The organism is Pedobacter sp. PF22-3, assembly GCF_026239555.1.
Taxonomy (GTDB): domain Bacteria; phylum Bacteroidota; class Bacteroidia; order Sphingobacteriales; family Sphingobacteriaceae; genus Pedobacter.
Genome location: NZ_JAPIVP010000003.1, coordinates 359,218 through 371,791, shown reverse-complemented (window position 1 = coordinate 371,791; position 12,574 = coordinate 359,218). Strand labels below are relative to the sequence as shown.

At 36.0% G+C, this 12,574-nt stretch carries 9 protein-coding genes; 2 read left to right on the top strand and 7 right to left on the bottom strand.

Annotated features, from left to right (window positions below; all coding sequences use genetic code 11):
- Positions 1 to 429: 429 nt before the first annotated feature.
- The 3 genes from mtaB to OQX63_RS06270 all read right to left on the bottom strand — a co-directional run bounded on the left by mtaB (position 430) and on the right by OQX63_RS06270 (position 3,542).
- Positions 430 to 1,752 carry a tRNA (N(6)-L-threonylcarbamoyladenosine(37)-C(2))-methylthiotransferase MtaB gene (gene mtaB, locus OQX63_RS06280; protein WP_265850038.1) on the bottom strand — a complete coding sequence of 441 codons (1,323 nt, stop codon included), beginning with the start codon at positions 1,750 to 1,752 and terminating at the stop codon, positions 430 to 432.
- A 139-nt stretch (positions 1,753 to 1,891) separates the two neighbouring features.
- A complete protein-coding gene (locus OQX63_RS06275; RefSeq protein WP_265850037.1) occupies positions 1,892 to 2,461 on the bottom strand; it encodes a UbiX family flavin prenyltransferase in 570 nt (189 codons plus the stop codon).
- 451 nt (positions 2,462 to 2,912) lie between these two features.
- Positions 2,913 to 3,542, bottom strand: coding sequence for a Crp/Fnr family transcriptional regulator (locus OQX63_RS06270; protein ID WP_265850036.1), 630 nt, complete (start codon positions 3,540 to 3,542; stop codon positions 2,913 to 2,915).
- Between the two features lie 269 nt (positions 3,543 to 3,811).
- On the opposite strand from OQX63_RS06270, the gene OQX63_RS06265 reads away from it, so the two are divergent.
- On the top strand, positions 3,812 to 5,665 hold the full coding sequence (locus tag OQX63_RS06265; protein ID WP_265850035.1) for an ATP-binding protein: 1,854 nt from the start codon (positions 3,812 to 3,814) through the stop codon (positions 5,663 to 5,665).
- A gap of 28 nt (positions 5,666 to 5,693) precedes the next feature.
- On the opposite strand, the gene OQX63_RS06260 is transcribed toward OQX63_RS06265, so the two are convergent.
- The 4 genes from OQX63_RS06260 to OQX63_RS06245 form a co-directional block, all read right to left on the bottom strand.
- Complete coding sequence (locus OQX63_RS06260) at positions 5,694 to 5,927, bottom strand: hypothetical protein (protein WP_265850034.1); 234 nt, start codon at positions 5,925 to 5,927, stop codon at positions 5,694 to 5,696.
- A 415-nt stretch (positions 5,928 to 6,342) separates the two neighbouring features.
- Positions 6,343 to 7,206 (bottom strand): OmpA family protein, encoded by an 864-nt coding sequence (locus tag OQX63_RS06255; protein ID WP_265850033.1) that lies wholly within the window; start codon positions 7,204 to 7,206, stop codon positions 6,343 to 6,345.
- A gap of 72 nt (positions 7,207 to 7,278) precedes the next feature.
- Positions 7,279 to 9,789, bottom strand: a complete 2,511-nt coding sequence (locus OQX63_RS06250; protein WP_265850032.1) for a beta-L-arabinofuranosidase domain-containing protein — start codon at positions 9,787 to 9,789, stop codon at positions 7,279 to 7,281.
- A 185-nt stretch (positions 9,790 to 9,974) separates the two neighbouring features.
- A complete protein-coding gene (locus OQX63_RS06245; protein ID WP_265850031.1) occupies positions 9,975 to 12,035 on the bottom strand; it encodes a sialate O-acetylesterase in 2,061 nt (686 codons plus the stop codon).
- A 141-nt stretch (positions 12,036 to 12,176) separates the two neighbouring features.
- Between OQX63_RS06245 and OQX63_RS06240 the strand changes: the two genes are divergently transcribed.
- On the top strand, positions 12,177 to 12,503 hold the full coding sequence (locus OQX63_RS06240; RefSeq protein ID WP_265850030.1) for an RNA recognition motif domain-containing protein: 327 nt from the start codon (positions 12,177 to 12,179) through the stop codon (positions 12,501 to 12,503).
- The last annotated feature ends 71 nt before the right edge of the window (positions 12,504 to 12,574 follow it).

Sequence of the window (12,574 nt, the reverse complement as noted above, 5' to 3'; positions counted from 1 at the left end):
AATCTATTTTTCTATTTGGAAAAAGTGATTCTGTGTTCCATCGGTTAACAAAGTCCTGCTCTACACTTTACTCTCCAGATTAAAAACTTGTTAAACAAGCAAACCTTTCATAGGTAAAAGATTCTTCACTGCATTCAGAATGACGCTAAAGGATATTTGACTGAAGACTTCTGACTAATTACTTAGGACTTAACTAATGGCATACGTGAACAGTTCCCAAAAACCAATAATCTTCCTTTTCCACTCATTTGTCATCCTGAACGAAGTGAAGGATCTATATTGTGATGATAAAATGTTTTTTTTTCTAAATGCTTTCAGCAGTTTAACCTTTCATGCTAAAAGATTCTTCACTGCGTTCAGCATGACAATAAAGGATATTTGACTGAAGACTCCGGACTAACGACTTAGGACTAAAGATTACGGACTAAACTAGTGATGTGCGTAAACCGTTTCCAGTTCTGCAACTTCTACTTCACCATCAGCAGTAATTTCGATCAGCTTAACAGCTTTTAGTTCGTTAACCATTATTGGGTCGTATTTTGCACGTACTTTTACGTAATTTTTGGTAAAACCATGCATATAACCCGATTTTTGATCAGCTTCGAAAAGCACTTCACCTTCGCTGCCAATTTGAGATTCGTAGAAAGCCCTCCGTTTTTTATCAGATAAGATATGAAGCATTTTACTGCGCTCATTACGTTCACTTCCTGCCACAACGCCTTTCATTTCGGCAGCAGCTGTTAATTCGCGTTCCGAATAGGTAAATACATGTAGATAAGAAATGTCAAGCTGGTTTAGAAACTGGTAGGTATCTAAGAAATCTTCCTTCGTTTCGCCAGGGAACCCTACAATTACATCTACACCAATACAGCAGTTTGGCATTACGGCTTTAATCTTAGCCACACGCTCCACATATAAATCACTCCGGTAACGACGACGCATTAAACCTAAAATTTTATCAGAGCCAGATTGTAAGGGAATATGAAAATGCGGAACAAATCTTTTTGAAGTAGATACAAATTCTATAATTTCGTTGCTTAATAAATTTGGCTCAATAGATGAAATACGAATTCTTTCAATTCCTTCTACTTCGTCCAATGCTTTAACCAAATCAAAAAACTTGTCTTCCCGCTGCCCATTTCTGATTCCGAAATCACCAAGATTTACACCGGTTAATACAATTTCTTTAACACCGCTTTCGGCAATCATTTTTGCACGATTTACTACATTCTCAATAGTATCGCTACGGCTTGCACCGCGTGCCAGTGGAATGGTACAGTAGGTACAGGGATAATCGCAACCATCCTGTACTTTCAAAAACGTACGCGTTCTATCGCCAATAGAATAAGAAGCAATAAAATTGTGGTTAACTTTTTCTATATTTTGTTGATGAACAAGTGCTTTTGGCTGTTTGGTTAAATCGGTAATATATTCAACAATTCTGAATTTTTCTGCCGCACCTAAAACCATATCAACACCTTCTATTTCGGCAATTTCCTGTGGTTTTAACTGGGCATAACAACCTACAATGGTTACAAAGGCATTTGGCGAATACTTTAAAGCTTCCTTAACTACTTTACGGCATTTTTTATCAGCATGTTCAGTAACAGAGCAAGTATTGATTACGTAAACATCAGCCTGATCCTGGAATTCTACTACGGCATAGCCAGCATCGGTAAATAAACGACCGATGGTTGAGGTTTCGGAGAAATTGAGTTTACAACCTAATGTATAAAATGCGACCTTTTTCATTGAGCCTGCAAAGATATGAAATTAGATTTGAGTATGAAGATATGGATTAGAGATTAAAGGTAAATTACAGTCTATTAACAAAGCAGTTGGCAATTTTAAGTTTTTAGCTGGCTACAAAATGCGAATTGCAAACTGAAAACTATTTCTCCTGCCACCGGTAACTTTCCTGTTCGAAACCTGCAAGGTCCAATACCCTGCTCACTACCGTTCCGGCAACTTCTTCTATGGTTTGGGGCAAACTGTAAAAAGATGGATTGGCAGGACAAATGATTCCCCCAGCTTCAGTAACCGTTTTCATATTGTTAATGTGAATCAGGCTAAATGGAGTGTCTCTTACCACGGCTATTAACTTTCTACGTTCTTTTAATACCACATCTGCAGCCCTGGAAATCAAATCGTTAGATATCCCGTGTGCTACCCTACCCAAAGTTCCCATTGAGCAAGGGATGATAATCATGGTATCGTATTTTGCAGATCCTGATGCAAAAGGCGCATTAAAATCGTTTTTGTTATAAAAAGTAAATTCTTTAAAATGATTATAATCCTGATTTCCCAGCTCGAATTGCCAAACTGCTTTTGCATTATCGCTCATTACCACACCAACTGCCTCAATCTGATCTTTTAATTTTAATAACTGCTCAAACAAAACCTTTGCATATATAGAACCACTGGCGCCTGTAACCGCAACAATCACTTTCTTTTTCATCATAACCACAAAAATAGTTTATCTAAATCCATTATAACAAAAAAGGGCCAGAACAATGTCCTGACCCTACATCTACCTATGAAAAACATACCCTCGAAAGGGTAAGAACAAATATATATAAATTTTTAAAAAAATATAAATGAGAAACGTTAAATATGTTAAATCAGCTAAATAGATAAAAAATAAAATACAAAATACTGATTATCAGATTAATAATTTTAAATAAAATTAATCAAAAACTTTTTTACCACTTAAAAAGACGTATTTTTTAATAAAATTAAGAGTAATTTTGTATTATAAATAAGTCATCAGCTATAAATAATGATTAACTCCGAGTTTTTTGTTCACCTTTCATATCATAAAATTTACATTTTTTTGATATTGACCTAACATCATCATGTATGTATGCCTATAAATATTAAGCACATTTTTCACAACTGACAGTAAAAACTTCTTACGAGGAAGCAAGTTTCGATCTGATACGGCTCAATGTTTCTAACCTCATATTCAAAAACGAGGCGATATATTTTAGTGGAACGCGTTCAACTAATTTTGGATAGGATTTAATAAAGCGGATATATTTTTTTTCTGCTGAAGGTAGTCTGGAAACAAATGCCCGCTCTGATGCCTGCATATAGTGGAGCTGGGCAACTTCTCTACCGATGTAATTGGCAATTTGATAATTTAAATATAATTTTTTTGACATGGTATGCGGAATAGCAATAGCAACAACGTCTTCTAAGGCCTGTATATATTCTTCAAATGAGTTGTTCGTATTCCAAATATTACTCACATTACCTATAAACTCATTTTCTTTAGCCATCCACATGGTAATCTCTTTATTATCATCCTTGATATATCCTCTTACTACACCCTTAACAATAAGATACACATACTGATCGAGGTGTAAGGGCGATGAAATAAACTTATTCTTTTTAAAGTTAACTGGAAAAGTTTCATTATTGATGATAAATTCCATCTCTGGGCTTAAATCGTGAAAAGATTTAAAAACGGTAATAAGCGGCGAAAAACGATTGAATGGCAACCACTTTTCATGGGTACTATAGTTAAATTCGGGATTCATGATCTTATCTGTTATGCAACTGCTACTAAAGTTCTAAAAAAGAACAAACGAAATATTTACTATCATTTTTCAAACATAGATTTCTTTGAAAAAGTTTTGTTCAAAATTGTTTACTGTTCCAAATTGAAAAATAAACATAAGCCCTCCTCAAAAAATCAATCACCTTATAATCTATACCATTACGGATGATAAATATTATGAATTCCTCACAAATCAGTTGGAATTAATTGTTTAACGGTTATATTTGAGAAAGTGTCATCTCATAATTTATGATAGATTTAGCTTCACCATTCTTAAAGGCATTATTAAAACATTCTACAAGCCCGGTAGTCATTTTTAAAATAAAGCCTATACTAGTGGTAGTTGAACATAATGATGCTTACCAGGCTTTAATAGCACGTGTTGGTGGAAAATCAAAATTCTTAGACATCGACATTATTCCCAATCTCTTATCTGATGCTGAAAAAGCCATACTGATTAAAACAGTTCAAAAAGTGAGTAAACATAAGGCTAAACAGCGCCTGATGATTCATCCTATTTATTCGAACTCGCCAAACGTAAAATGGGAATTGGAATTTTCGCCGGTATTACAAAGCGATCGCCCGGTTGAATACCTCATTTGCTCGTTAAGGGAAATCCCAATGGATGAGAATGACCTGGAGCATATTTTATTTGAACTTTCAGAAAGTGAAACACGTTTTAGGGGATTTTTTGAGCAAGCGCCTTTAGGTATGTGCGTGTTAAAAGGCCCGGAACTAATTACAGAATATGCGAATGATAACATATTAAAAATTTGGGGCAAAAGCAGAAAAGAAGTAATCGGAATACCTTTGGAAGAGGCACGGCCGGAATTCGAAATACAACAATCGCACGTAAAACGTATAAAAGATATTTTTAAAAGTAAACAACCGTTAACGATCAATGAGTTAAAACTCTCCACAGAAATTTCAGATGGTTATTTTATTGCTCTTTACGAACCCTTAAAAAACGATGAAAATGAAGTAACCAGAATTTTGGTGATTATAAAGGATATTACCGAGCAGGTAAACTTTAAAAAGGAATTACTTAAAGCCAAAGACATTTTAAAAATAGCAATGGATGCCTCAGAAATGGGCTCATGGAATATAGACCTAGCGCACAAACAAATACTGCTATCGGAAAGGGCGCAACAGATCTACGAACTTGAAAATAACCGGTTGAGTATTGAGGAAGCCAAATCTATGATCTGTCCTGAATATATCGGGCATCTTAACAGCGGTATAATACGTGCACTACATCATCGTAATGCTTTTAATATCGAATACCAGATTAACTTAAAGAGTATAAGTGCAAAGCGCAAATGGATAAGAACTGCAGGAAAGGCCTATTATAATGAAGATGGAAAAGCGATTTATATAGCTGGAGCCGTTTTGGATATTACAGAACACAAGCAGGATGAAATAAGAAAAAATGATTTTATCGGTATGGTAAGTCATGAGCTTAAAACTCCTTTAACATCTTTAAGTGCCTATGTACAGCTTTTACAACATAAACTTAAAGAAACAGATAATTATCTTCATGCAGACATACCTGATAAGATAAATGTTCAATTAAAGAAAATGTCGTTAATGATTGATGGTTTTTTAAATGTTTCCCTATTGGAATCCGGTAAAATATTATTGAACAAAACAAATTTTAACTTTATCGAACTGATTAAAACCATTACGGAAGAAAGCAGAATGGTATCGCCAAGCCATTTTATCCAGGTTATTGGTCCTGAAGAATTATACGTATACGCAGATATGCAAAAAATTGGCAATGTAATTAGTAACCTGATTGGCAACGCAGCAAAATACTCTAAAAAGGAATCATTAATTGCAATAAAATGCGAAATACAAAATAATTATCTTATTGTAAGTGTAGAAGATGAAGGGATAGGCATTAGAGAAAATGATATATCCCGGCTCTTTGACCGTTTTTATCGCGTAGAGAGCCCTGATACTAAAACAATTGCAGGATTTGGAGTCGGGCTATATATTTGTGCCGAAATAATTGAAAGACATAAAGGAAAAATATGGGTAGAAAGCAGATTGGGAATAGGTTCTACATTTTATTTCAGTTTGCCCACCTCAATTGAGCAATAAGCCAATAGAATCTGTTCTGTAAAGAAAATCAGACCTTTACTTCCTCCCTTTCTAATTTAACGTTAACCGCAATCAATCCACGCTCGTTTAATTCAATTTCAAAAGTTATTTTTGAATTTAAGATAATTTGATCTTTTACATCTTCTAGTTGAAAATGTATATCCTGGCCATTTTCATCGATTATGATTCCTTGTCCATTTTCAAAGTCAATTTGCGTAATTTCTCCGCTTCTTATCTGCTCACCAAAAGAATTTCTTTCCATAAATAATGTGCAATTATAGCTATTTTATGTATCATTAAAAATACATTTAACATTCATTAACAATTATAATTAGTGAATAATAATTATTTTTATTACTAAAACGAATTAACAGACAGTAAATAACGATTTACTTTTTCCGTGTAAATGAATTATTCTTTAAAAAAATAAAAGTTATACAACTTAGTGTTGTAAATCTATATGCATATCCATCTAAATAAATACAACTATCAATGCTTAAAAATAATTTACAGGTTATGAATAAACTACCTTAGGTTATTAGCTGAAGAAAAACAGAGCTTGCTTACTGATAAAGCGTAAATGATTTTAGAATCTATTGTAATAAGAAAACAATCTTTTTATACAAAAAAGGCTGGAATTTTAATCCCAGCCCTTTTTGTAATGTATAATGTAAAACTTATTTTGGAGATTGCTCAGGCGCTTTCCCAATCAAATCCATAAACTGATCTAATTTAGGCGTGATAATAATCTGTGTACGCCTGTTTTTAGCTTTTCCGGCTGGGGTTGCATTATCTGCAATTGGATTAAACTCTCCACGACCACCAGCGGTTAAACGTTTAGGATCTACAGCATACTTACTTTGCAATACCTGCACAACAGATGAAGCACGTAATGCACTTAAATCCCAATTGTTACGGATATTGGTTTGAGCAATAGGCACATTATCTGTATTACCTTCTATCAGCACATCATAAGTATCATAATCTTTAATAATCTTGGCAATTTTGCTCAAAGTTTCACCAGCTTTATCTGAAACTTCATAACTACCTGATTTATATAACATGTTATCAGCTAACGAGATATACACAACACCCTTAAGCACCTGTACATCAACATCTCCCAATTCTTCGCGGCTTAATGAACGTGTTAAGTTATTTGTTAAGACCATATTAAGCGAATCGCTTTTGTTTTTGGCATTAACCAATTGTTTGATGTATTTGTTAGAACTATTAATCTCGTCAACCAGTTTTGAAATATTAACATTTCCCTGACTACTAGAATTTAAACATTTGTTTAATGCATCTTGCAATGCTGTTACATTTGCTTTTTCTGATGCAATCTGCTCTTCTAAACTTTTAACCCTGCTGGTACTTCCGCTAAGCTCACGCTGACTATCCTGATATTTATTACTGAGTTCCTGATTTCTTTCTCTTAACTTCGAATAAGTATCCTGAAGTTCGGCGTATTTCTTATTACTTACACAACCTGCAGCAAGTGCCACGGTAAAGAGCATTATGGGAATTGATTTGTATAATTTCATAATATTACTTTATTTATTATTACAGCATTAGCAAATTTCTTGCCGTAAAGTTTAAATGGCTAGAAACGGATGTTAAAAGGTGTTAATTTTCACAGAATCGAAGCTTGCCAATGCTTTATATGTTCTTAGGCCTATACTCCCCGAATGATATTGATTATCTGATGCTGAAAGTAATGGTTTAGCTGATCCGTTTATAAAAACATCAAATTTAGTACCCTTAGCAGTAATCTTTAATGTATATATCTTATTCATTTCTACAGGGTATTTTTCTGCGCTTATAACTGTCCATTTTTGCCCGTTAGCTTTCCCAAACACTATGGTTCCATTAAGTTGATCTAAGCCTACATAGTAGCCCTGATAAGCATCTGGCCCTATAGCAGGCTTAGCAACCCTGAACATTAAGCCAGCATCGCCTGTGGTATTTATTTTAAGATCTGCCTGATAAATAAAATCTTTAAAATCTGTTCCGTTAGCCACATATTTAGATCCATTGATACCATAACCACCTGAACCCGGATTTGAAGACGCATTCATCTGGCCATCTTTCCAAAACCAACCACCTCCATAAAAAACCCAGTTGTTGGCCATTCCATGATCAAAGTTTTCGACCAAAGTATTGTTTACCATTTTGGGTTCACCGATCATTGGGAAGCAACTTAAACGGATATTTTCCGATCCGTATGGAACCAGGATAATTTCCTCCGGCTTTTCTGTTGATGCAATTGGGCCAAATGGTACATCTAAAGCAGCCATCTTATTGTAATCTAAGCCCCATGATGGAATCTTTTTTGCCAATACTTTTATTTTAAGTGGTGCATCTGCTGCTATAAAAGGGTTATCGGGCATATTTGATCGGAGTAAACTGGCATTGCTTAAACCATTTTTATCGGTCATTAAACCATAATTCCATGCTGATTGGGGATGGATTTCATAATCTGTAAAGCCCGTAACAGCATGTGTTTTCGTTACCCTATTTATGGCCTTAATTTCCAGGGCATAAACAATCGGTCCACGTTCTACGCTTACAGAATTGTTAACCTGCTTATTGGTGGTAACTTCCATTGGAAAGTTAAGTTCTAATTCATCCTTATTTCCCCATTTGCGGCTTATGGTAAACATTTCTCCGGCTTTTACACCTTTTAAAATAATTCCATTTAACTTAATACTGGGTTTTACACTCCAGGCTGGAATTCTTAAAATCAATGGAAAAGATACAGGTGTAGCTAGCTCTAATTTTAGCCTGATCTGTTCTCCAAATGGATAGTTGGTTTCTTCAGCAATTTTAACTTTTTCATCCTTGGCAACTACCGTTTCTATTTCCATGGGGCCATAGGTAATTATGGCCAAACCTTTATCTGGTGTGGCCACTACACTATTTTTCACATAATAAGGCCAGCCCATATGCATGTTATAACGGCAGCACCCAAAGCCTGAATATGGACTGGAAACAATACCTGTGCTATAATCCTGATTAAACCCGTGTTCGCCATGGATACTCTGCACCTGGTTGGGTAAAGTATAATAAGAATGGTTTCTAAAATCCCTGCTAAACTGAGCAGGCAACGCATTAAAAGCCACTTTTTCTAACTGATCTCCAATTTTCACGTCGTGAATAACCTTTGCTGCCGTTTCTAAACTCTGCATCCACTCTACTACTGTACAGGTTTCTACACCTTGCATGCTACTGGTACCCGCCAAAAATTCTGTTCCGGAACCTAAACCTTCTGGCTGACCGTGGTCGTGCATAATATGAGTGATACCTTTAGAAAAGGCCTGAAGGTTAACAGGACGATCTTGAAGTTGTGCATAAACTACGGGGAATTTTAACGCCTGAGCCACGTTGACCATATGTTTTGGCTGAAAATCATCACCAAAAAAGTAAAATTCGTTATTGGTGTAAATATCAATCCATGGGTAGGCTTGTTGTTTTAACTTTTCTACAAGTTTTAATAAATCCTTTTCGCCGGTTTTATTATAAAGCCAAATGGCAATTTCCATATTATCGCCCGCTCTTGCTTTAGCCCACTCACTTAGCGGATTTGCATCAAGGTGATCAAGCTCATATTTAAAATATTTGGAGAGGAATGGAATAAACCTTTTATCATTTGTGGCCTCATAGTAGCTTTGCAAAGCATACATCATGGGCATGCGCGGCCACCAGTCATTCATTTTAGGTGGGCCAAATAATCCGTTAGCTTGTTGATTGTTCAAAGTCCAATCAATATATTTTTGTGCTTTCGCCTTTAGTTTAGGATCATCTAAAGTATAGGCCAATGCAACCAAACCTTTAACATAATAGGGTACGCGCTCCCAGCCATTTCCATCACCGCCAAGCCAATCGGTATTTTTACCCAGGTTATCTTTTTCGGGATAGAGCTCTTCGGCCATCCCTGTTGCACCGTCGCGCTGTTGCTCCAGCTGCTTTAACAACCACCCCCTGGCTTTAATACTTCCTATGGGTAACTGCGCATAAACATGCTGTTTTAATGGTATTTTATTAAACTCTGTTAAACTTTGGGCCTGTAAATATGGGATGGATAAACCTGACAGCAGGATATAAAAAAGGAGAATGACGCTTTTCATAAAATGATAATTTGGTTAGCAGCTTATTAACGTAAAAATAACAAATATACGCGATTAATAAAACGATTTAGTGAAATTATTTAAATCCATTAAACCACTAATTGTCAAATATTAAACAAATACCAAAACCCAAAAAATTATGTATGTTAAATTTTTGGGTTTTGTAGAAAAGCTTTATCTAAAATTTATTTTTTGCCAAAGGTAATCCCCTGCCAGGCATCTGTTCTAAACGGTGAAGCTGGTAAGCCATCGTTACTTACCAGGTTACAAACCGGATTGTTGCCCCATGCATAACGAACCGCTACCGGATTGGCCACCTGATCGCTACTGACTATAATCTGGTTCCCTTTGATAATTGCTTTGGCCCAATAAAATTTCTGATCTGCGCCAGCAATTGCAAAACCTGTTGGCGCCGTACCATCTGCAGTTTTTAATCCATTTTCGCTATTACCAAAAGTTAAAAGCATCTGCTTTCCTTCGATTTTATTTGATCGATAGAAGGGGCCGGAATAGTTTACTTTTTGACCATAGGTTTTAGCCAAAGCAATTAATGCCAATCTTCTACCTACCTCTTGTTTATTTTTAGGATGAATATCTTTTGCATCACCAATATCAATTATGGTTGCCATTCCTGTATTTGGCAAAGCAAGTGTTTTTTGCTGTGCCTCCCTTAGCTCTGCCCATGCAGATGCTGATGGCGTACTATCAATCTGCATATAATTAGCCAATTGCACAAAATAGAAAGGAAAATCGCCCTGCCCCCATTTCTGTCGCCAATCTTTTATCATTGTTGGAAATAACACCCGATATTGGTTAGCCCTATCGGCATTAGATTCTCCCTGATACCAGATAGCCCCTTTAATGGAAAATTGTTGATAAGGATGGATCATGGCATTATACAAAACTGTTGGTCGGTTAGGGCCATTTTCTTCGTATGGCTTTGGCTCAATATTTTTGAAATCTAAACCGATTTTGTATTTCCATTCGCCAGCTAAAGAAATTTTTTCAGTACCATTTGTTAAATTTAAATCTTTTGCATTACCATATAATCCGCCGCCGCCGCCACTATCAAAAACCCTAACAGTAATGATATTTTCGCCTGTTTTAAGTAACCTGGCAGGTACATTATATACTCTTTCTACATTATACCCTGTTGTTTCACCAACTTTTACACCATTAATAAAAGTAATGTCGTTATCGTCAATAGTACCTAAATTAAGTTTTGTGCCTGCGGTTTTCCAGTTTTCCGGGATGGTAACCATTTTTGTAAACCATACCACGCCATCAAAATCTTTAAGTGCGTCATCTTCCCATAAGGTTGGCAAAGTCATATTTTTCCAATTACCACTTTCAGGTAATGCCCATTTCATGGTTCCATTTTGATTCCCTGAATCTTTATCTGTCGTGATTTTGACCCAATTTAGCAATCTTTCCTCATAAGAGATTGCAGATGGATTTTTAGCCATTTTCTGTACCTGATCAACTGCTGCAGAAAAATCAGACATCTTTTTAAGCGATTCGGCACTCGTCCAGGCTTCTGCAATTGTTCCTCCCCAGGATGTGTGAATCAGGCCAATAGGAATTTTAGTTTTTTCATATACTTCGCGGGCGAAGAAGTATGCGGTAGAGGAAAATTCAGCAATGTATTTTGAGCTACACTCCTGCCAACCGTTATTGGCCACTTTGGCATCGTTAAGTGGGAAATTACTGGTAATATGTTCTGCCTGCAATAAACGGATATTAGGATAATTGGCTGCTGCAATTTCTTTTTCGCTATTGAGGATTTTCCCCCAACCTGCCAGTGGCATTTCCATATTCGACTGACCTGAGCAGATCCATACATCGCCAATTAATACATTATTCAGCACCAACAATTCTCCATCTGATATCGTGATGGTATACGGACCTCCGTAAGCTGGCGTGGCCACTTTAAGTTTCCAATTACCATTTGCATCGGCAATAGCACCATAATTAATTTTATTCCAGGAAACCATCACTTTAACTGCTTTACCTGCATTCGCTTTGCCCCAGATTGCGGCATTCGTTTTCTGCTGTAAAACCATATTATTACCAAAAACTGAAGGCAACAAAATTTTGGCCTGTGTAAATGGAGATATGAAAAGTAATGCTACAATGAGAAGAATGGTGGTGCTTAGCCTGAGGGTGCTCATATTTAACCTGTTTTTGATGATTAGAAAACGAATGTACGTTTTATAGCGGTCAACATCAATATGTAGGCCTGCCATCCCTGAGGTTTATCACAAAAAGGGATAAAATTCATATAATTATTTTGGGTAAGCGCATCATTTTACTTATTTTGCAAGCCTAAAAGAACAATGCCGCTTTTAATATTATGGCCATCAATGTTCTCTCAAATAAAAAAATTAATGGTTAAGATTTTCATAGGCGGCCTTCCTGACAATATCCAAGAAATGGATTTGGCAATATTGGTTAGCCTTCATGGTAGGGTTGAAACAATTAAAGTAGTTCGCGACAGGGCTACAGGCAAATGTAAAGGTTACGCATTTCTGGAAATTTACAGCCTTCCCGATGCTAAAAACATTGTATCTACTTTAAATGGCGAAACCTTTAGAGGTAATGTAATTACCGTTAAAATATCTGAAGAGGAAAGTGGCGCTAAAGTAGCAAAGCCAAAACCCAACCCTAATGCCAACCAAACTTTTAAAGGTAAAAGGCCCAGGTTACAGCGCTAATCTTTTAGCAGGCTTTTACTAAGACTTGAAAATCAGGCTGCAACCGCTTTAAGTAGCCAGCACTTTTTCTT